General features: G+C 49.1%; 9 protein-coding genes. All 9 read left to right on the top strand.

What is annotated here, in order from left to right:
• Positions 1 to 3: 3 nt before the first annotated feature.
• Complete coding sequence (locus tag BC351_RS06740; protein ID WP_079409968.1) at positions 4 to 4785, top strand: S-layer homology domain-containing protein; 4782 nt, start codon at positions 4 to 6, stop codon at positions 4783 to 4785.
• Positions 4786 to 5354: 569 nt separating this feature from the next.
• Positions 5355 to 5858 (top strand): D-lyxose/D-mannose family sugar isomerase, encoded by a 504-nt coding sequence (locus tag BC351_RS06735; protein ID WP_244208910.1) that lies wholly within the window; start codon positions 5355 to 5357, stop codon positions 5856 to 5858.
• 6 nt (positions 5859 to 5864) lie between these two features.
• Positions 5865 to 6887 carry an aldose 1-epimerase family protein gene (locus tag BC351_RS06730; protein WP_079409966.1) on the top strand — a complete coding sequence of 341 codons (1023 nt, stop codon included), beginning with the start codon at positions 5865 to 5867 and terminating at the stop codon, positions 6885 to 6887.
• Positions 6888 to 7447: 560 nt separating this feature from the next.
• Positions 7448 to 8356, top strand: coding sequence for an ABC transporter permease (locus BC351_RS06725; RefSeq protein WP_079409965.1), 909 nt, complete (start codon positions 7448 to 7450; stop codon positions 8354 to 8356).
• A gap of 9 nt (positions 8357 to 8365) precedes the next feature.
• The gene (locus BC351_RS06720) at positions 8366 to 9298 is read left to right on the top strand and encodes a carbohydrate ABC transporter permease (protein ID WP_079409964.1); all 933 of its coding nucleotides are present in this window, start codon (positions 8366 to 8368) and stop codon (positions 9296 to 9298) included.
• A 60-nt stretch (positions 9299 to 9358) separates the two neighbouring features.
• Positions 9359 to 10918: a DUF3502 domain-containing protein gene (locus tag BC351_RS06715; RefSeq protein WP_079409963.1), complete on the top strand. Its 1560-nt coding sequence runs from the start codon at positions 9359 to 9361 to the stop codon at positions 10916 to 10918.
• Between the two features lie 92 nt (positions 10919 to 11010).
• Entirely contained in the window at positions 11011 to 13245 is a 2235-nt protein-coding gene (locus BC351_RS06710; RefSeq protein ID WP_079409962.1) for an AraC family transcriptional regulator, read from the top strand.
• Positions 13246 to 13284: 39 nt separating this feature from the next.
• Positions 13285 to 17940 (top strand): Ig-like domain-containing protein, encoded by a 4656-nt coding sequence (locus BC351_RS06705; RefSeq protein WP_144028303.1) that lies wholly within the window; start codon positions 13285 to 13287, stop codon positions 17938 to 17940.
• Positions 17941 to 17943: 3 nt separating this feature from the next.
• Positions 17944 to 23247, top strand: coding sequence for a sugar-binding protein (locus BC351_RS06700; protein WP_079409960.1), 5304 nt, complete (start codon positions 17944 to 17946; stop codon positions 23245 to 23247).
• The last annotated feature ends 8 nt before the right edge of the window (positions 23248 to 23255 follow it).

Here is a 23255-nt window from a genome sequence, read left to right as displayed (position 1 = left end):
ATCATGTTGAATCCCAAGAAATTCGTATCCACATTAATGGCATGCACGATTGCTTGTTCGGTTATTTACTCATCCGGAGCAGGTTTCATCCCTGTTGCAGCTGCCTCAGTCACTGTAGACAAGCCAGTGCCATCGAAGTCCGCAGGCCGATATGAGCAATCCATCAGTGTTGCACTTAGTTCCACAACTTCAGGTGCAGAAGTCTATTATACGCTCGACGGCACATTGCCTGACGAAACCAGCCTCAAATATACTGGAACGCCGATTTCAATCACGGAATCAACGAACATTTCAGTTATTGCCCTGAAAGACGGTGTTTGGAGTAAAGCAGGGACTTATGGTTACATCATCAAAACATCTGAAAAACCGCTGTTGAAATTTGCAGCTATGTCTGACATCCATATCGGAACGAACACACCGGAAGTTAAACTCAGTACGAAGGCACGGTACACCAGCAATTTCGATGTGATGTCTTCCATTTTCAAGCCGGATGCGATTGTTATCGGAGGCGATTTAATCAATGATAACTTCGATGGCAAAGGGCCTGATCATGCTTTTGTTCGCGAGGTTTTCCAGGAACAAATGGCACGAAAAGGCTGGGAAGATATGCCTGTACAGATTGCCATCGGCAACCATGACGCTAGCGTAGCAGAGGTCAAAGCTGGTTATCCGAATGAATGGTTCACGAGTCAGTCCAACGGGTATTACGAGAAGACAATTAAAGACTATTCCTTTTTCTTCTTGAACGGGAACAACTACAACGGTGACACGAATCAAAGAAATTGGCTGAAGGGGCGACTGGCAGCGCTGACTAGCGATCCGGCAAACCTTAACAAGCCGATCTTTATTACTTTGCATCATCCAGTCAAAAATACAGTTATGGACGGCGCGCAATCTTCAAATGATAATCTGTATACAGATTTAAAGGATTTTCCGCAAGTTATCGTCTTATCCGGCCACTCGCATTTGAATATTAACGATGATCGTTCCATTTACCAGAAAGACTTTACAGCGATCAATCTGGGATCTATGTCCTATGTAGAGACAGAGAGTGGGTACGGCGCTGTCACGAACGAAGGTTTAATGGCAAATCGCAATGAATATCCTGTTAATCAATCGGAATTTATTGAGGTATACAAGGATCGCATAGAGATTGAGCGAGTGGAGTATAACGGCGACCCAGGCTCCATCATTAAAGGAGGTAAGTGGGTAGGAATAGGGCAAGAAGGAGCGGGCCCCCCGCCTCCGTACTCCAGCGCCGGGGCATTGGCAGGGAAGAAATGGGTTGTGAAACTGCAAGGTAATTCCAATGCGGAAATCAAAAGCAACTTCACGTACACAACAAGCAACCGCAACAAAACGGCACCTCAATTCCCGGCGAACCCCGAAATCAAAGTGCTGCCGGGAGTCAGTAACGTACCGGTGCTTTCTTTCCGACAAGCCAAAGACGATCAGTCCATGCACCACTATGAAATCAAACTGTTGAACCAGAGAACGGCTGAAACAGTGAAATCATTCAACGTTTTGTCGGATTATTATTTTTCACCGATTCCGAATAAAATGAATATTCCAATGGCTGACTTGGATCCGGCAACTTCCTATGTTATTAACGTATCAGCGGTGGACGTTTATGGCAACAAAAGCGCTCCTGTGCAGACCACCTACCGGACCGCAGGAACGGCGCCGGGATTGACGCCGATTGACGAGAGTACGATGTGGAATGGGCTCGTGTCCGAGATGAAATTCGATGGCAATCTGAATGACGCTGCTCCAGGTGTAACAGGTAAGGCTGTCCAAAACGGTGATGTCACTTTCGAGTCAGGCAAATCCAGACAAGCCGTCAAAATTGCGCCAGGCAATGCCAATTATATCGATCTTGGCGCGCGAGACGACTTGAAATTCGGAAGTGGGAACTTTACAATCTCTTTCTGGCACAAGGGTAATCTAGCAGGAGATCAGACGGTTCTCGCCAATAAGGACTGGGATTCAGGGGTGAATCCAGGCTGGTATGTTGGCTCTGCGACTGAGAGTTACATGTCTCTTAATATGGCTGCTGGAGGCAATCGCATTGATTATTCCGCTCAAAATGTGGGAAAAGAGTGGCACTACTTTACGTTGTCTGTAGACAGGACAAACAAGACAGCTTCAACGTATGTGGACGGTGTTGTGAAGGCAACCAAGGACATCTCTGTATTAGGTACAGCTAGTTTAGATACTACTTTTAATATTATTCTCGGAGCAGATGGCAATAAGGGCTATGGCGGAGCGGAAGTTACGCTGGACGATCTAAGAATCTGGAAGCGTGCTCTGACTGCCACGGAAGCCAAAGCGTTATCCGACTCCTACAAGGAAGAAACGACGGAGAATTTATTCGATTTTAATCAGTTGACTACAAAAATTCAGGAAGCTGAGCAATTCGCTGCGCATATTGCGGGTACAGCGGGAGTATCTCTCCCTGTGCAGGTGCAAAATGAGCTGAAAGCTCAGATTGTTGCAGCAAAATCTTTGAGTTCGGGTTCTGGTGCAATGGTGATCGATCAAGCCTATCTCGATTTGATTTGGGCATTGAAAGCAGCGCAGGATGCTGTCGTGTACACTTTCATACCGAAAACAAATTTCTCCCTGCAATCTTTCAGCTCTTATGCTGAAAATGACAACGATGAAGCGAAAAACATTTTGGACGGGCAAGAGACGACGATTTGGCATTCCCACTATGAAGCGCCAGCTGCGCCTTTCCCGCATTGGGTCATTATTGATATGAAGAATACAAATAAGATTAATGGTATTCAGAGAAAGAGCCGTATGGATTCAGGAAAGATGGAATTTCCCAAAACATTTGAATTGTACGCCTCGGATAATCTGGCCGACCTAAATGATGCTGCATTCTTGGGCAATGCGGCGAACAAAGCTGCCGGCACGTTTGGCAAGACCTGGACAGGTACGGTTTATAAAGATTATGTATCTCTAGACAAAACATTGCAGGGCCGGTATGTGAAATTCGTTGTGACCGGAACCTTTAATCCAACCGCAGCCTATACCAGTATGAGCGAAATTGATTTTACTGGCGAAAAGGCTTTTAATGGGAATGCAGCTTTAACGGAATTGAAAGTCAATGGCGCTTCGTTCAGCGGCTTCACGCCAGATAAGTTCGACTATGCGATTTCAGTGCCGTATGAGACGACGGTGGCAACTGTGACCTATTCGAAAGCTGACCCTGCTGCAACAGTAGTGGTGAGTGGCGGCGAGAATCTGGTTGTAGGTGATAATGCGGTCACCGTTACGGTGACGGCGCAAGATGGTACAAGTAAAAGTACGTATACCTTAGTGGTAACCAGACAACCACAATCGGCATCGTCTGATGCAACGCTGCGGGATCTGCAAGTGAATGGAACGACAGTGAGCGGCTTTGCACCGGACAAGCTGAACTACTCCATGGATGTTCCCTATAGTACAACCGTGGCCACGGTGACTTATTCGGTCTATCAGGCAGCAGCTACAGTTGTTGTCACAGGAGGCAGCAGCTTAAATGTTGGCTCCAATGTGATCATCGTTAAGGTGACGGCACAGAATGGTACGATCAATGAATATGGCATTACGGTAAATCGTTTATCAAATTCAAATTCGGGTTCGGGTTCATCCGATTCTTCCGGATCATCGACAACGGTGAATAAACCGAAGCTGCCAGAAGATGCAATAATCATCAAAGACGAGGACTTGAAGGGCGGTCAGTCAACGGTATCCGTCGAACTACCGGAAGGAAAGAATCGCCTGGTTATTGGAGTGGAGCAGACCGAGCAGCTTAACGGACGTTCTCTGCAAGTTCAGACTCAGGACGTAAAACTGACCATTCCTGGTGAGCTTTTGAAAACCGCAAGCAGCTTGCTGCCGACTCCCGACAAAACGGCTGTGGTCACCGTGAAAATCGAACCAGTTGAAGCTGCGCAAGCGGAGCGGACGCTGAAGGAAGCAGGGCGCAAGGACAACGGTATTTATAAACTAGGCGGACAGGTGGTTGATCTTTCGATCTTCGCGACCAACGCTGAGGGTAAACAGTTTGCCCTAGATAAGCTTGAGAAGCCTGTCACGATGACGTTCCCGATTCCTGCGGGCATGGATCCGAAACTGGCTGGCATCTACGAGATTAAGAAAGACGGAAGCCTCGTCTACTTGGGCGGAAAAAGAGTAAATGGAAATACCGCTATCGAAGTCGGAACTGATCGACTTAGCCAATACGCCGTGCTTTCTTTGGAGAAGAATTACAATGACGTAACCAACCAGCACTGGGCATTCGCGACAATCAGAGAGTTGTCCGCCAAGCATATCGTGAATGGAGCGACGGATACGACCTTTGCGCCTGGCAAAGATATTTCACGCGCCGAGTTCGCAGCTTTGCTTGCCCGGACGCTAAGTCTTTCAGCTGCTGATACGTCTCCGTTCGGTGATGTGACAGCGAAAGACTGGTATGCCAAGGAAGTGGCGGCTGCCTATAAAGCCGGAATTATTTCTGGCTATGGACAGCAAGCTTTTGAACCGAATCGCAGCATTACCAGAGAAGAGATGGCCGTCATGCTCGTCCGTGCTTATGAGCACCGGACAGGCGCCAAACTCGAGCCGTCCTCAGAAGCAAGTTCGGATGCATCCGAGATCAGCGATTGGGCCCTGCCTTTTGTGAACAGCGCGCTGAAAGCGAAGCTGCTCTCCGGCCGTCAAGAAGGGCTGTTCGTACCAGATGAACGTACAACCCGTGCGGAAGCTGCACAAGCGATCTACAACCTGCTGAAATAGACAGCGAAAAATTGCTAGCCACCAGATTTATAGGCAAAAGAACCGTCAGGATGTTTCTCTGACGGTTCTTTTTATCGTATGTAAATAAATGGAAATAAGAGAATTCCCCTATTAGAAGGAGGGAAGCAAAAAGCAGGTTTCATTGTAGTAATTCCAATGCAAGCTAGTTTGAAGAGCTCATAGAACTATTTCATTGTACAAATTCCAATGAGAAGAATAAATACCTGCTTCCGGATCGTATAAGGAACGCACTGGTGTTAAGGAATAGGGAGTTTTTTTCAACAATGACGTAGACAAATGTTTGTTGATAACATAAAATAATGTTATAAATAAACATTTTTTGGTGTGTAGGGGATAAGGTCGATGCAATAAGCGGAATTTCTGCTGGTCGGAGGTGGTTAGCCGAATCGGTTGATGATGGGCCAAGTGTAAGATAAATCTTCGCTTGACGGACTGGTGGGTAAACGAGCGACGGTGTGCACGTGACCCCCTGACAAATCGCAAAGGACAGGAAGGGATACGGGATGAAAAGAAGCGAAGTTATATGCGCTCAAAAGCAAGCAGCGGAGATGTTGAAGGGCATCAGCATAGCGCTAACGGAACATGAAATGGAACAGATTGAAGTCGCCGGATTTGGTCTTGACCAGCTTGAAGCGCAGGGCTTACAGCTGGTTACCTATGTGAATACGGAACGCTATTGTGCCAAGGAATTGATGTTGTTTCCTAATCAAACATGCCCTGAGCATTTGCATCCCCAGGTGCAAGGCGAACAAGGTAAAATGGAAACCTTCCGCTGCCGGACAGGCAGCGTGTATTTGTATGTAGAAGGAGAGGCGACACCTGTCATTCAAGCGAAAATACCGCCCGGCAGCGAAGCCTATTACACGGTGTTCCATGAAGTGGCGCTGTCTCCGGGAGAACAATATACCATTCAGCCTGGCGTCAAGCATTGGTTTCAGGCAGGCGACGAGGGAGCTGTCATTTCTGAGTTTTCCAGCACGAGCCGTGATGAATACGACATATTCACCGATCCGCGTATTCAGCGAATGCCTGTGATTCAGGAAGATGAGTAGGCTTGTATGCGACTGTACGGGAAAGAGTGGACGAGGCGGGAATTGGAAGCCCGTGTAGGCCGGATCGAGCAAATTGCCGGCATGCGGCGTTTCATGGGCACGGAAGGCAAAGAAACGGGCGTTGAGCAGATTCACGTTCGGACCGGAGCAGGGCTGAGCTACTATGTCACGCCAACGAAGGGCCTGGACATTTCATTGGCGGAATTCCATGGGGTGCCGATCAGCTGGCAATCCTGCAACGGCGACGCGCATCCCAGGCATTATGAGCCGGAGGGCAGCGGCTGGCTGCGAACTGCATCAGGGGGATTGCTGATGACTTGTGGGCTTATGCAAGTTGGATCATCTTGCGAAGATCAAGGTGAGAGGCTTGGGCTGCATGGGCGAATGCATCACACGCCTGCAAGTCAGGTTTCTGCCGAAAGCAGCTGGCACGAAGATGAAATGGAAATGAGAATAGCTGGTGTCGTGGAAGAGACATCGATATTTGGAGGCCATTTACGCTTAACGAGGCAAATTCGCAGTCAACTCGGAGAGAATTCCCTGCTCATTCAAGATGAGGTGCGGAATGCAGGTTTTGAACGTTGTCCTCATATGATGCTTTATCACTTTAATTTCGGTTTTCCTTTGCTAAGCGAAGAGACGAAGATACATTTCCATTCGGCATCGGTGCAAGTGCGTGAGCAGATGACATCGATGGATGGCTACAGGGCATGGCAAGCCCCTGATAAGGATTATCAAGAGCGTGTGTACTACCACCAGACGAGCAGCAAACCGCTGGTGCAAATCGAAAACCCGAATTTCCCGTTCCATTCAGGAGGGGCGAACGTTCGGGTATCGCTGCAGTGGTCGGCCGATACACTGCCAAATCTAGTCCAATGGAAAATGCCTGGGGCCGGCACGCATGTGCTGGGCATTGAACCTGCGAATTGTTATGTCGAAGGCAGACAGGCAGAGCGTGAGCGCGGATCGCTTGTCTTCCTTGAACCGGGGGAAACCGTTAACTATGAAATTCGGTTAACCCTAGCGTGAGATGTTGGGATCATAGAGACGTCGAAATGAAAGTGATGGATGACACGACGACGCTGCGTGTGTTGTACAAGAAATTTCTGTAGTTATCCTGATAGGCTCTTGGTTCTAGGCAAGAAACAAAGAAATCTCTCCTTAGGTTGAGTGGTATCCCCATTTTACCAAAGAGAGGTTTCTTTTTTTGTTGAGGGGGAACTACAGGGCGCTATTTGGCTAGAAACAACCCTTTAGGCAAGGGGGAGGGAACTAGGGTCCGCTATTCCGCCATTCCGAGTAGATAATTAGATTATTGAGGTGAAATAAGACCCTGTAGTTCCCCTTGGGCGCCTAAAATTCCGCTTTTCCCCGAAATAAGGGAATGGAGTTCCCTCAATTAGGTGGATCTCAAGTTGAGACGCTCCTAAGTTACTTGCTACTTGCAAGTTCCGTTTCCGCGCCTAAGTTTCATATCTGACTTTTCGGCTGGAATAAGCAGTATTCGAACTATGCAAGTGCTGCCGGATTCATTAAGGTAAAGGTGTAGACAGCAGCAACTTCGACAGTCAGGAAGGAGTATCAAGATTATGAGTTTTATAAGGGAGATTACAAGGAACCGTCAGTTATATGTATTGGCTGTTCCGGGCATTATCTTTTTGGCGATCTTCTCCTACATTCCGATGCTGGGACATTTGATTGCGTTCCAACGCTTTCAACCAGTGAAAGGATTATGGGGAAGCAAATGGGTGGGCTTCGATAATTTCAAGTTTTTTTTCGGAGGGCACGATTGGGTGCGAGTCACGTTCAATACGTTGTATCTGAACCTGCTCTTTCTCATCTTCGGTATAGGGATGGCCATCGTTCTGGCCATTATCGTGAATGAAGTCAGGTCGACGCTCATCAAGAAATTGAGCCAGTCCTTCATTTTTCTTCCCTATTTTATTTCTTGGCTTGTAGTCAGTCTGATGATGCTTGCTTTCATGAGCACCGAAGGCTTGGTGAACAGCTTGCTCAAGAGCATGGGAATGGATACGATAAATTGGTATCAAAGCGTAAATCTATGGCCCTTTCTTTTAACACTGGTGTACATTTGGAAATTTTCGGGCTACTATTCCATTATCTTTTTGGCCGCGATTGTTGGCATTTCTAATGAGTACTACGAATCGGCGAAGATCGACGGGGCGACCCGGTTCCAGCAAATTGTGCATATTACGATTCCTTCGATCCGCTCGGTGATCGTCGTGCTGATGTTGCTCGGTGTCGGACGTATTTTCTTCGGGGACTTCGGCATGATCTACGGGATTATCGGGGATAATTCGATTCTGTACCCGACGACCGATGTCATTGATACGTATTCGTTCCGGGCACTGCGCCAGTTGGGCAATTTCGGCATGTCATCGGCCGTCGTCTTGTATCAATCGATGATGGGTCTCATCACCATTCTCATTTTTAACCGAATCGCGAAGAAAATTGATTCCGATTCCAGTCTTTTTTAGGAGGAGCTTATGGAAGCCACAGCTACGGCAGCAGCGCCAGATCAAATGGCCAGAACGCGAATCCAATCGGATACGTCCTGGCGTGAGAAACTGTTTCTAGGTTTCATATATGTGTTCATTTTAGCCTTCAGCCTCGTTTGCGTGATTCCTTTCTGGATCGTCTTGGCGGATTCTTTCGCTTCCGAGGCCAGTTTCCTCCAGTATGGGTATCAAATCCTTCCCAGCGAGTGGAGTTTGGATGCTTACAAGTACTTGCTGCAAGGGGGCCAGTTCCTCACTAGTTACAAAAATTCTCTCATTGTCACCATTGTGGGAACTGTGCTAGCCGTCATTATGACCGCCATGTTCGCCTATGTGCTGGCACATCCGAAGGTGAAATACCGCCATGTCCTTTCCTTCTTAACCTACTTGGCGATGGTTCTCGGCGGCGGATTAGTTGGTTTCTACATCATGGTGACCAATTGGCTTCACTTGAAGGACTCTTTGTGGGCACTTATTCTTCCCTATTTGCTGAATCCCTTCTATGCGTTCATCTTAGTTGCCTTCTATAAATCGCTGCCTTATGAAATTAACGAGGCCGCAACGATTGACGGGGCAGGGGATATTCGTCTTTTCTATAAAATTATTGTACCGATATCCACGCCGGTCATTGCGACGGTTTCGCTTTTTTATGCTATTCAGTATTGGAACGACTGGTATTTATCTTTGCTGTTCATCGACAATTATAAGCTGCACCCCTTGCAGCTGATGATCCGGCAATTAATTTCGAATCTCAATGTTTCCGCTTATGTCGGCGGCGGCGCCAGCTATCAAGTATCGGCTCCGACGAGCGCCATTCAATTGGCAACCGTATGTTTAACAATCGGTCCGATCGTGTTTCTCTATCCTTTTCTGCAAAAGTATTTCGTGAAAGGCATTACCATTGGCGCTGTAAAAGGTTGAGTGCAGGACGGTTTCACCCGAGTCTCTCGGTTTAACATATTTCTACAGGAGGTCGCAACAATGAATCGAACAAAATGGACAGGTACCGCTCTAACGATTGTGATGCTGACAAGTGTGCTTGTGGCCTGTACGAGTAAAAATGCAGAGCCAGCTGCGACGAATGCGCCTAGCAGTACGGCAAATAACGTGGGAGCGAAGAAGCTGGACCCCGTCACACTCAAAATTATGGTGCCCGGAGACAGGCCCAAAGATTTCGACGCCGTGATCCAAGAAGCAGAAAAGAGAATGGCCGATTCCCTAAACGTGAAATTGGACGTTGTCTTCGTACCATGGGCCGATCTGGCACAGAAAACGCAGGTTACGCTTTCATCCGGCGAAAACATCGACTTGATCTTCGATGCGCCGTGGCTGCATCTGACTCAGCAAATCGCCGCCGGCAGCTACGAGCCGCTCGATGATCTGCTCAAGAAGTACGGGCCGAATATCCTTAAGAACCGTCCGCAGCAGATGTGGGATGCTAACAAATTCGACGGGAAAATCATGGGCATCCCTAACGGCAATTCCTTTGTTCAGGGACGTGTTTACTATGTGAGGAAGGATCTTCGCGAACAGCTCGGCATTGCCCCTATCAAAAGCTATGATGACTTGATCAAATTTGCCTATGCCGTGAAAGAGAAGGTGCCAAACATCACGCCGCTGGTGCCTGCCGGTCAAGATGTGAACAAAGGCCTGTCGGAAGGCGCATTCAGGCATTATTGGGCGGATAATAAGGCGAATATTCAGCCAAGTCCTGCGCTATCTGAATCCCTCACGTTATACACAAAGAACAATGATGGCAAAGTGTATAATCTTTTTGATGAGATGGATCCAATGGTTTGGTCATGGATTCAAAATGCCCGCAAGTTGTATCAAGATAAGATTATCAGCCCGGATGTGCTTGCCATCAAAGATGTCATGGAGCCAGCTAAACAGGGCAAAGCGGCGATCATTACGAGCAACGATTTCGGTGTGAAGGATGATATCCAGAAAGCGTTGAAAAGCGGAAATCCTAAAGCCGAATTTGAAGCGGTTACATTAATGAATTTGAATAAAGGTGCTGTCCTTACGAACTCGCTGCAATATAATTTCATCTCCGTTCCTGTTGTGAGCAAGCACAAGGATCGGGCCATTCAGTTCCTGGACTGGGCCAATCAGAAGGATAATTACGATCTGTTGGTGTATGGGGTGAAGGATAAGAACTGGGAAGCGGTCGGAGAAGACCAATATACGTTCAAAGGCGACGGTTACACCTGGTTCCCTTATGTATGGATTTGGAACCCAACAACAGATCGGCAGGATGCCAGTCAAAATGAGGAGACCAAGAAGCTGAATAAGTGGACGGCCGATGCCAGCAATTTCACGATCGACAAGCTGTCTGGGTTTACGTTCAATAACGCGCCGGTCAGCAATGAGATTTCCCAATACACCAGCATTGAGGCGAAATACTATTCCGCTTTGTTCAACGGGGTTGTTGATTCCGATGCGTATTGGGCCAAATTTAAAGCCGAAGCGGCGCCGTTAGCGAAGAAAATTCAACTCGAAGAGCAGAAGCAAATTGATGCTTTTCTAGCCAAAAAGTAAAAATGAAACCTCAGAATCAATAATGGAACCTCACAGCTCCTCATAAATGTGCTTTAATAAATAGGGACAAGAAACGATGAAGGGGAGTTCAGATGCTGAGATTTCTGCCAGAAAAAACATACCTTCGCAATTTTTTGAATATGGGTCTGCTGTTTACAGTAATCATCCTGTTGTTCTCCTATTTATTAAGGCAGCAATATTCCAAACAGGCTTATGAGGATATCAATCAATTGATGGCAACGAAGACCGACAGTTTGAGTCAAGGTTTCGAGTATCAGCTGGACCATCTGCGTTCTTATGCATTGAATATTTATCAGGACCCCGAGATTACGAATTGGCTGCTGTCCGATCAGAGCGAGCCTTTATCGACGGCGGCAGCGTTTAAATCAGTCTCCAAATATATGAGTTTGCAGTCGTTCATCGCCTCGACGTACTTGGTGAACATGAAGACGGAGCAGGTCATTAATTCCAAAAACGGCATTCATACGTTTGCAGATTCTGATGATCAGGCGATGCTGACGCGTGTCCGTAATCAGCCGCCGACGATGCTCCGATTTTTCGATCATACACTGGCTGACGAATCTTACTTGGCGTTGACGGTGCCATCCAACCGTTCCAAGGTCGCCAGCCAGGGGTATGTCGTTATTTTACTGGACAAGAATTTGCTGGAGAAGTATTTGCTGCAAAATTTGAATGATGCGACGGCCAATATTATGATTGTGGACGGGAATCAGCACGTCATTCTTGGGGGTTCCGACACCTTCGATGCCAAGCAGCTGCTCCAGCCGGATTTGAAAAATCACCAAGTATATTTGAATCATAATGTGTATTTAATTCATGCTCACGCGTTTCAGGTGGAGGAATGGACCCTTTATTCGATCGTTAAATTGAAGGACATCAGCAAAAATATTGACCGGATCGAGTTGGAGATTCTGGGCATGTGCTTGTTTCTGCTTATTCTGCTGTCCGCTCTGACCTTCTGGAACTCGCGGCGCCATTTCAAGCCATTCAGCCAGTTGGCCACCCATATGAAGGAGACGGTCGCTACCGCTTTGCCTGCGGCAGAGAACAAGCGAAATACAGAGTTTTCGATTATTAAATCAGGCTTGGATCATATGGTCAAAACGATGGAAGAGATGAACAGTGTCATTCGCAACCATCACGAAGTGATCAAGAACGAGTTTTTGCGGCAGTGGCTGCTGCAAGGGACGTACAATGAGGCTTTTCTCGAAACCGGGAGTACGCGTCTGCAAACGCTGCTGAACTCGGACATTTATTTGGCGGTCATGCGGATTAATCGGTTTCAGGCGTTCTCGGACCGTTATTCGTATGCTTCAAGGAAGCTGCTCATTTATGCGATGGGCAATATCGCGGGAGAAGTTCTGGAGAAACATGGTTTTGTATCCGAAACCGTTGATCTGGGAAGCGATCATGTGGCTGTGATGATTAGCGGCGACTTGCATAGGGTGAACCTTACAGAGGCTGTCTACCAAGCTCGAGAAGAGATCGGCAATTGGCTGCAATTCCATGTTACCGTAGCGTTAAGCGGCCGGACAGCGGTGCATAGCAATATGCGAAGCGTATATGATCGGACGTATGACCTGACTTTGCTGCGATTTTTTAATGAGCAGGATAAAGTGTATGTGGAAGAGGATTTGGGTAATTATTGGTCCGAACAGCAGTCCGATTTTGATGAAAATCTGGTGCAGGAGCTGATTCAATCTGTGCGCAAAGCACAGAAGGAGAAAGTGCGCGAGCAGTTGGACGAATTATTCGCCAAGCTGCAGACTCTGTCGTATGCGGAGTGCCAGTTCCAGTTGAAGCTGCTGCTGTTCTACATTTTCAAAGCGTTCAATAAAGTCATGGCTGACCAAGAGCCCGGCGGGGTCGATTTGCTTCTTCAGCAGTTCGATACCTTACTGGATGTGAAGGAGTGGGTGTACAGCCAATTCGTTACGATTATCGACAGCGTTGCACTCAAGCATTCCGCTTCCAACCGGAAAGAGGAACTAGCTTCGGAAATGTTTGACTATGTCAAACAGCATTTCCATGATCCGATGCTTACACTAGAAAGCATTGCTGATTATTTAGTGCTGTCCGTCAGTTATGTTCGCTTGGTTTTCAAAGAAACGTATCTCATTACGCTGTCTGATTTCATTCATCAGGAGCGGCTCGAACAAGCCAAAAAGCTGCTCGTATCGACGGATTTGCCGGTGCTTCATATCGCGGAGCGCTCGGGATTTCAGTCGAAAACGACGTTTTTTACCTCATTCAAAAAGTACACGGGCTTAACGCCTAATCAGTACAGGGAGCAGAATAACGACTAATCTTTCGAATCGACTAAATTAACGATGGAGGAGGTTTTTATGATGATGGGAAGAAGCAAGAGATGGCTATGTTCGTTGCTAATAGGGGGGCTTGCGCTTAGTAATTTGCCTGTGTATATCGCAGCGGAAGGCGTCCCCTTCACACTGGATAACCTGCTGGCGGCCGATATGGATACACACTTTGACGGAGGAGTAAGCCCCTTTACGCCAGCAAGCGGCACAACCGGAGGATCGCAAAGGATCGTATCGGTCAATGGGAACAATGCCCTTGAGTTCCGCGATGCTTCACTGGGGGCGAATTTAAGCAGTTCTTTTTACTATCAGTTGAACAGCGGCAGACTCAAGAATCGGATGAATGAAATCTACAATATGCCGGAAGGCAGTCCTCCCGTCGAGTTCGTCTTTTCCTACAAGCTGATGCGCAGCGCGGCAAGCAATAAGCCGGTAGCCAAAGACATTTACGCGCAGATTCAATTGGCTCCTTACGATAATGTGCTGATTCCTCGCTTTCCGGCAGATATGCCTAGTATCTCGGGGACAGCAGCCTACTTGAACAATGTGCCGGATGAGCTGAAAACCGTGAATGACAGCGATCTTGCCAGCTATCGATTCAAAGTATACCCGAACGGCGGGCAGAAAAATATTACGAGTGTGAAACTAACGTTCTCGGTTCGTGTGGATACAGGCGGGACGGACGAAGCTTATCTGGTCGACGATTTGGCAATTTCTGAAGTGAAGAGCGAGCAAACGCTGGATACGGAAGCGCCGACAGCCCCAACCCAGCTAACGCTTGCGGGGAAGTCGGATACAAGTGTTAATCTGAATTGGACAGCTTCGACAGACAATGTAGGCGTTACGAGGTATGACATTTATCGGGATGGTCTTCTGGTTGATAATGTAAGCGGTGTCAACACGGCGTATGGCGCAATCGGTTTGTCGCCTAACACGACCTATCGCTATTTGGTGAAGGCCAGAGATGCAGCAGGCAACTTGTCAGCTGCCAGCAATGAGCTAGCTGTTATGACAGATTCATCTGTCGGCGGTTTGCCTGAGCCGCTTGGAGATCGCGATATCGGGAATGTGAAGCCTGCGGGCAGCGCAAGCTACAACCCGGTTACGGGCAGGATCAAAGTGCAGGGTTCCGGCAGCGATATTTTTGGCACGGAGGATGCGTTCCATTATGTGTATCGGCCTTGGACAGGGAATGGGCAGGTTGTGGCGCGTGTCTATGGCATCGAAAACGGTGTAACCTGGACGAAAGCGGGGGTTATGATCCGTGCGAGCATGTCGGAGCAGTCGCCTAATGTGATGATGGCGCTGACGCCTGCTAATGGGGCTTATTTCCAGGACCGGCTTCAAGCGGGAGGAGCCTCATCTTCAACGGCGGGAACACAAGCGGGTCCGCCGTATTGGGTGAAGCTGGTCCGCAAGGACAACGTGATCAGCGCATACGATTCGTATGACGGGATCAACTGGACGCTCGCCAAAAAAGAGGCGATGAGTCTGCCAGATACCGTATATTTCGGTCTCGCGGTGACGAGTCACAATACTGGCAAGCTCGCCGCAGTGGAATTCGACCAAGTGAGCATTGGCGAAGTGCCACCAGCGGAAAGCACAAATTCCCCTTTTCCGGGCACGATTGAAAGTAGAAAACAGTGGCTGTGGGACAAAACCAAAACGATGTCGGAGATGGGTCTGCAGTTGAACATCGTGCAGTATGTCGCCCAAATTGTTGATGGGCAGAACGTAGCTGGAAACCTGCAGAAAATCGATAAGATGTTTCAAGCTTACGATGCCGAGCAGTATAAGACGGTTTCTAAAATGTATGCCTACCTGATGGTTGGCAATCAATTCAGCAGCAGCATGATCGACCATGTCAAAGCGTATTTCGCGCAATATGCGTACGCGAAGCTGCCGCAAACGGAAAATCTGCGAATGAGCAATTATACGGCAGGCTATTTGGTAGGTCAGTCTTTCCCTGATCTTCAGGATTTGAATGGCAAATCAGGTGCTGTTCTGAAGAGCGAGAATAGAGCGAATATTGAAGAGATGCTGAGCGCTGGGGTTCGTTACGGGTGGGCGGAGTATGAAAGCCCGGAATATACGTTCATGACTTACTTCTGTCTGAATGCGTTATACCAGTATACAGACGAACCCGATTTTAAGCAGAAATTAAAAATGGCGATGGACGTCATGTGGTTCGAATGGGCCAATGACTGGATAGACGGTACCTTCATCTCCACCTCGAACAGGGCCAAAGGCGATTCGGTCTCGGCGAGCGATCTGACATGGAGAGGGGCCGATCATACGGCGCTATCCTGGATGTATTTCGGCGGCAATCGCGCGCAAGAAGGGATCGGCGAAACGGATGCGCTAGTTCCTTCCGCTTACCGCCCTTATCTGGAGTATTTGGGCATGGTTCTCTATCGTGGTATGAGTTATACGCCACCCGAAATGGCCATCCGAATCGGGCAATCCGGCGATAAAAGCTACACCTCGCGCAAGACGAATCTGCAAAATTCGAGCGGCCGGAATTTGAAAACATACCGTCAGGCATATGTGAAGCCGACTTGGGGCCTGGCCACGGAAGTTACCTACAATCGGGTCGATAACTGGATCGAAGATATCCCGGTAGTCTTACGCTGGCATTCAGCCAAAGCCAATCCTCTCTTCAGGGTGAATGCCGACCAAGGCGACAGTCCAATTGGCAATTATGATCAACCGGCCAATCATCGTATCATGCAGGACGGCAAAGCAGCCGTTGGTGTGTATAAATTGTTGAATAGTCCTACCTCGAATTATTTGAATGCAATGTTTCCCGATACGGGATCTATTATTACCCGAGAGGAACAGTCTGGGTGGGTCTTTAACAATGCGGGTCCGATGTATTTTGCCTTTAAGATGATCAAACCTTATTCTTGGTACTACCAGACTCCTACCGACCCGTCGAATAAAGTGAAGACGACGGCGAAGCTGCATCCGACTAGCCAACTCACGTATAGCTACAATATTTTGCGCAGTCAGGCTGACAAAAACGGGTGGGTGCTTGAAACGGCGGATGCCTCGGAATATGCGGACTTCGCCAGCTTCAAGAACGCGGTTCTGACGAATACGACGGTCGACAGCTCGCATATTGATGAGGCTAATCCGCGCCTGATTTATCGAAGCTTAAGCGGGGATTCGCTGGATATTACCTTCGATGAAGCCGCAAGCGCTTATAACAACACGCACAAAATCAATGGCAATGCCATTAATTATGGAGCCTTTAAGCTTTTTGATACGCCTTGGCTTCAGCAGGACCAGAATGGGAATCTTTTTACGGCTGCGCAGGGCGGTGAAGTGCTGACTTACGACTTCGCCAACTGGACGATATCCAGACAAAATAATTCTGTCGCTGTGCCAAACAGCAGCTTCGAGAATGGAGCGGCAGGTCCTGATAACTGGACGGACAGAGCTTGGGCAGGCAGTCCTGTACGAACATGGGATTCAGTTACATCGAGGACATACGGTCATTCTGTGAAAATTGTCAACGCAGCCTCTGGCGATTACGGCGGATGGAGCTTGGCAGACAGCAGCCTGATCGCGGTCAATCCTGGAACTGCCTTTACGCTCAAAGCTTGGGTAAAGACCGACAATGTCAATGCCGTCGACGGAGCCCACGTTGGCATCACGTATTATAAGAACGACGGAACTACGGTTACTGGCAGTACCTATTTGTCTGCGAATGTGAGAGGAACAAACAATTGGACACCCATCGAGGCGACGGCAACGGCCCCGGCCGATGCGGCGAAAATTAGGCTGGATGTGAGGCTTAAAGGAACAGGAACGGCTTGGTTTGATGATGTTGAATTGACGAAACAGGCTGTTCATCCTGTAACTGGCGTCACCTTGAATAAAGGAACGCTGTCTATGGCCTCTGGCACAACGGCGGATTTGATCGCAACGGTTCTGCCTGCGGAAGCAACGAACAAAACGGTGACATGGAGTTCGAACAATCCATCTGTGGCGACCGTTGATGTTTATGGCAAAGTGACGGCAGCAGCGCCGGGAACAGCGGTGATTACCGTGATCACGGCAGACGGCGCCAAGTCCGCTGCTTGTGTGGTGACGGTGACGCTGGAACCGTTGTTTGAGGACAATTTCGCAGCAGGAATTGGCAAGTGGGATTTATTCGGCAGCACGGATTGGCAAGTGCAAGGCAGCGGTACCGAGGCGCAGCTGGCGGGCACGACAACGGCTACATTTCCCCAGCGTGCGGTGGTAAAGTCATCCTTGCTTCCTTATAGCACCGCTAATTACAATCTGACTTTCACGGCAAAAGGGGATCGCTTCCGGACGATGTTCCGGTATGCATCCAGTACTGGTTATTATTTCCTGGAATTTAAAAATACGAAGGTTGTTGAATTGTGGAAGTATCCAAATTCATCTGTTAATGAGCAGGTGGGCACGCTGGTGGATATCGGAGCTGCCCTGCCGGGCTTCAACCTGACGGATTGGCATCAATACCAAGTGGAAGTGAATGGGTCTTCCTACAAGCTATTTATTGACGGGATAGAAGCAGCGACGTTTATAGATACCTCTTTGACGGCAGGGGGGATTGGTTTCTCTTTAAAAAGTGTGGGAGCCCCCGTGTCTGTGAATGTGAAAAATGTGGTCGTTAAGCCTATCGTCAATTCGCTGCCCGGAGGTAATTGAGGCATGAAACAGCTGATCAGAAGCTTATGCCTGCTGCTCGCTATTGTTCTGCTGCCATGGTTTTCGCTGCATGCCGTGGCAGCGGAGCCCTCTCCGCTGTTCACGGACAGCTTCGCAGGAGGGTTAGGGAATTGGGATTTGTTCGGCAGCACAGCTTTTGCCATTGACGGCAGCGGTTCGCAAGCCCAGCTCAAAGGCACGACAACGGCGACATCTCCGCAGCGTGCGGTCGTCAAAACCACCAAGCTTCCATACAGTTCAACGGATTACGATATTGGCTTTACGGCCACAGGAGATCGCTTCCGGCTCATGTTCCGGTATTCGTCGGGAACGAGCTACTATTTTCTGGAATTTAAAAATACGAAGTCAGTGGAGCTTTGGAAATATCCAAATTCCTCGGCTAATGTACAGGTAGGGACACCTGTGGATATTGGGGCAGCTATTCCGGGCTTTAGCTTGTCAGATTCTCACGCGTATCGATTGAAAGTCAAAGGGAGCGAGTTCAAGCTCTACCTGGATGAATCGTTAGTTGCGACATTCACCGACACGACGCTTTCGGCAGGGGGGATCGGTTTTTCTTTGAAAAGCGTCGGCCCCGCAGTTGCGATGACCGTGAAGCAGGTTGTGGTGTCACCCAACTATACACAGGGCACTTTCATTCATACACCGGTGGCAGAGGTTCCGTATAATACGGATTTGCCGTTAGCGTTCACCCTTGCAGGCACGAGTTCCGCGACTAACGCGCAAATTCATTATACGTATGGGGATGAAACGCAGGGTCAGATCGTTCCGGCGGCAGGAAGTGGGATCGGCCCGTATTCGGGCACGATTCCCGGATCGAACCGTTATAGGCAAATTCGTTATTATTTGACGGCGCAAGATGCCGAGGGCAGGTCCATGCGCTATCCGGAAGCTGGGGAGATCGCCGTTCCGATCCAAACGATTGTGCCTTATAGAAATAATTTTGAAGGAGAAACGGTTGGGGCCGTACCTGCGGGTTGGAAAATAGGCGGCAACACGAAGGTCATTCAACTGCCAGACGGCAATAAGGTATTCAACTTGAATGGATCGGGCAGTGCCAAGCTGAATCTTCCGATGTACCAAAATGCGGACAATTTTATCGTCAAATTCAAGGTGAAATACGAACGCACAAGCATGGCCGTGCAAAATACTTGGCGCTTTCGCTATCGGGCTGTTGACGATATGAACAACAATGCGCTGGAATGGGCGACGCATAACTCCAAATATTTTCTGATGCGGAAAACAACGCTTGGCGGCAACTATTACTTGGCCAATTATGTCCAATCTTTGCTGGATGATTGGCACGATTATGAGCTTCGTGTAAGCGGTATCACCCACAAGCTGTTCATTGACGGCGTGGAAACGGCCAGTGGGGACGATTCGGACCCCTTGGCGCTGAAGAAAGGGTACTTTCAGTGGAATGTGGTCGGCGGCATCAACCTGATGATCGATGACTTTGCGATCGAGCCGCTCCCGATGCCGTATGTCATTGATCTTAAGCCCGCTGGCAATTATGCGGGGGTTTATACGCAGGCAGAGCCGCCTGGCTTCAATCTGGCATTGGAAGCGGGCGCAGAGGCGCATGCGTTTCAGCTTGATTATACGGTACGCCGCGCGGATGGCGAGCAAGGTGTCGTCGCTTCCGGAACGAAGACGTACAATTTGGGGGCTTATGCGACTGATTCCGAAGTCGTCGCTTTTACGCCATGCTTGAACGCGATTGGCACCTATGAGGTATCAGCTGCTTTTGCAGTTGACGGTGCAGCCCAGCCTGCCAAAACCAAAAAGATGCGAATAGCTGTAGTAGAGCAGGCAGCTCCGGTGAAAGCGCCTGATCTGGATAATGAAAGCAAGTTCGGCCTGAATACGCACTACGCGCTGAACTGGAATGACGATATCATTGACGGAGCGCGCAAGCTGGGAGCTCGTCACCACCGTTCAGGCATTTCGTGGGACGATGTGGATAAACATGTGCAGGATGGATCAGGCAAGACCGTTTATGATTACAGCAGGGTGGACCCGCAATTAAATAAATTATTTACGTACGGCTTTAATCAAATTACGGTGCTGGGCATTGATCGAAATGCCAGCTATCAAGAGGGGACCGCGACGACCACCTCCGCTCTCAAAGCCATGGGCGACTTCGTCGCTGCTACGGTTAACCGATACAAGGGACAAATAAGGCAGTGGGAAATGCCCAACGAGCCAGAAATTTTCTCTAAACCTTATGTGCCTAGCGAATTTGTCCAGTTGCAAAAAGTCGCCTACTTGAATATGAAGAAGGCAGACCCCAATGCCATGCTGCTGGCGGGCGATCACACATCAAGTGTGCGCAGCGTGCTGCCTAAGGAGCTGGAGGCCGGATCTTTCGATTATGCCGACGCATATTCGTATCATCCGTACGTTTACAACTCCATGCCGGATGGCAACCTGCCGAATATGATCGCCGGTGTCAAAGATTTGGTCAACGCTTACGGCGGCTGGAAGGATTATTACTTGACCGAGGGCGGCTGGCCGACAGCCAAAGCGGGCTATCCTTCCGTATCCGAGGAGGTGCAGCGGGACTATATCGTTCGCGCTTTTCTGAACTACATGATCACCGACCAAGTCAAAGCTTATGAATATTACAATTACAAAAATGATGGGACAGATGATCGGTATTACGATATTTTCTGGGGAATCACGGATAATGACGGCAGGCCGAAGCTCGCTTATGCTGCCGTCAACCAGTTGATGACAACGCTGGATCAAGCGAAGTATCTCGGAACTTGGGATACGACAGACCCTGATGTGGCTGTTCAGGTATTTCTGAATGGCGGGGAGCCAGTTCTTGTTGCCTGGAAAAAAGTCGACCATAAGGACAATCCGGCTGTTAAACCTCCTACCAGTACGATTACGCTGCCCTTTGGCGCATCAGGGGTGACCGTGAAGGACATTAACGGTGTGAATGTGCCGGTAACGACCGATAATGGCGGCGTGCAGCTTGTCGTTTCGGGATCTCCCGTTTATCTCACCGGGGCATCTACGTCATTTGTGTTTCAAACGGCAGCGAAGCTGCTGCAAAACAAACAACACGAGGCGGCGGGCAAGCTGCTTGCTGTGAAAACAGCGCAAAATGCAGCGCTGGTAGACGCCGACTTGGTAGAGCTGAACCGCATCGAAACGCAGCTGGAAGCAGCTATAGGAAGCGGGAGTCAAGCTTCAGGCTTAGAGCAGGGAATCAAAGACATCTACACGTTAATGGTGCAGCTGGCCGATCAATTGAAGAACGGCGATGTGGAGCGAGTTTCTGGCTACGTGGCCTTGGAGGCTTTGTACAACATGGCGGAGAGTACATCGGTGGCGCTTGCCTACGCGCTGGAAGGTATAAGCGCCAATTCACTGGACTATGCCTCAGCTGTGCAAGCTTTGACGGCTTCGTATCAAGCCAAAAAAGGCGAAAACAGCGTCATGCCGATCTCGACAGCGGCCGTGCTTCGCACGAACCGATATGGGAGGCTGGCGGAGGCTGCCCACGCAAGAGGCAGCTTCGCGGAAAGCTGCGCCTATAACTTGCTGGCGCGGGAGTTTGCGCGCGCAGCGTCGGCGATCGTCCAGTCGGAGCCGGCCAAATTCATCGGTGTGCTGGCTAATGTGGTACCTACTCAAGTGAACGGAGAAGCCGGATATGCGAGTGCGCTTACGCTTTCGCTCGTGAACAACACCGAAGTTCCGCAGCAGGTACAGGTACAATTGCAGGTGCCAAGTGGATGGGAATCCTCCCAAACGGCGCAGGCGGCTGTGAGTATTACCATTCCATCACAGAGCTCGATAGATCTGCCTTATTCTGTGCTGGTGCCCGAAAATACGCTGAAAGGCCGTTATGAGGTTGGCTTTGACATTTTGTATAATGGAGCCGCTTTTGACACGAAGAAAGTCCAATTGACGGTGGAGGATGGTCTTGATGTTAAGCTGGTTCCCGTGAAAAAAACGATCGAACAGCTCGGTATTTTATCCGTACAATTGATGGGTACCTCGTCCTTTGCCAAGACAGGCAAGGTGATAGTCAAAGGTCCGGATGGCGCTTTGCTGCAGCCAGTTGCTTCGGATGCCTTCCAGGATTTGAAGAAAGGCGATCGTGTGCAGCTGGACTTCAGGTGGACGTACCATGAGCCCGCAGCCTTTAATGAGTACACGGTTGATATGCAAATTGAAGACACTGTCAGAAACAAGATCATTTACCACGATCCCGATCTTCCTATTGAATTCAACCTTGTCCAGAAGGCGAACGGCGTGACGATTGATGGTGACCTGAGCGACTGGCAGGATGCCTTTCCATTCCATCTTCGCAGCAAAGCCCAGCATTCGAGCGGCTATCGCGATCCTGCCAATCTGGAGGCGACCGCGTATGCCAAATGGGCGTCCGATGGTCTTTATTTTGCCGTTTCGGTTCGCGACGATATCCAAAAGCAATCTGAGAATGCGGCGAACATGTGGAAAAATGATTCCGTTCAAGTCAGCTTGGACCCGCTGAACAACCGTGAGTCGCCTTATGGGCTGGACGATACGGAGTGGGGCTTCGCTCTGGCTGATGATGGGACACGGCTTGTGAATATATTTTATTCAGCAGCTCCCAATCCGAATGGAGATGTGAGCGGGCAGACACCGTTTCAAGCTGTGCGCGATGAGGCGGCAGGCCGAACTATTTATGAGTTTGAGATTCCAGGCTCCTATGTCAAAGATCTGAAACCGGAGCTTTTTGGGAAAATAGGATTAAACGTTGCGGTGAACGATGCTGATCTGCAGAACGGGCGGGACGATTTTATTCAGTGGACCCAAGGGACAGCAGATTCGAAGAACACAGCCTTGTATGACTCGTTTGTGTTTATTGATTACACGCCGTCTGCGGATATCTCGGCGCCAATGTGGTCATCTGATGCCAGAGTGATCGCATCCGATCTAGGAAGTGATCGTGTCGCGCTGAATTGGACAGATGCCCAGGATAATAGAGCAGTAACAGGATACCGAATCCTGTGGGGTGAAAGTGTGTCGGCTAGCGTCTACGGTTTCGTGCAGAGTGGTGAGGTGAGCAGTGTTATTGGCAGTGTCTATCACAGCGTATACACCACAGCTGCAACCAAGGTGATTACAGGCTTGTCGGCGAACACGTCATATACCTTCATCGTGCAAGCCCAAGACGCAGCCGGCAATTGGAGCGTGAATGCCCCTTATGCGACTTTGCTTACTCGACCGCCGGAAGCCTTGCGGTTAGAATCCCACCTATCTTCCTCCCATTCCCGAAAGTAAGAAAAACC

The organism is Paenibacillus ferrarius, assembly GCF_002027705.1.
Classification (GTDB): Bacteria; Bacillota; Bacilli; order Paenibacillales; family NBRC-103111; genus Paenibacillus_E; species Paenibacillus_E ferrarius.
The sequence above is the reverse complement of the archived record's forward strand: the minus strand, read 5'-3'. Positions and strand labels throughout refer to the sequence as shown.

Bases quoted from the DNA above. Each gene is read 5' to 3' on its own strand.
- BC351_RS06740 (WP_079409968.1), top strand. From the start codon at position 4: ATGTTGAATCCCAAGAAATTCGTATCCACATTAATGGCATGCACGATT.
- BC351_RS06735 (WP_244208910.1), top strand. From the start codon at position 5,355: ATGTTGAAGGGCATCAGCATAGCGCTAACGGAACATGAAATGGAACAG.
- BC351_RS06730 (WP_079409966.1), top strand. From the start codon at position 5,865: ATGCGACTGTACGGGAAAGAGTGGACGAGGCGGGAATTGGAAGCCCGT.
- BC351_RS06725 (WP_079409965.1), top strand. From the start codon at position 7,448: ATGAGTTTTATAAGGGAGATTACAAGGAACCGTCAGTTATATGTATTG.
- BC351_RS06720 (WP_079409964.1), top strand. From the start codon at position 8,366: ATGGAAGCCACAGCTACGGCAGCAGCGCCAGATCAAATGGCCAGAACG.
- BC351_RS06715 (WP_079409963.1), top strand. From the start codon at position 9,359: ATGAATCGAACAAAATGGACAGGTACCGCTCTAACGATTGTGATGCTG.
- BC351_RS06710 (WP_079409962.1), top strand. From the start codon at position 11,011: ATGCTGAGATTTCTGCCAGAAAAAACATACCTTCGCAATTTTTTGAAT.
- BC351_RS06705 (WP_144028303.1), top strand. From the start codon at position 13,285: ATGATGATGGGAAGAAGCAAGAGATGGCTATGTTCGTTGCTAATAGGG.
- BC351_RS06700 (WP_079409960.1), top strand. From the start codon at position 17,944: ATGAAACAGCTGATCAGAAGCTTATGCCTGCTGCTCGCTATTGTTCTG.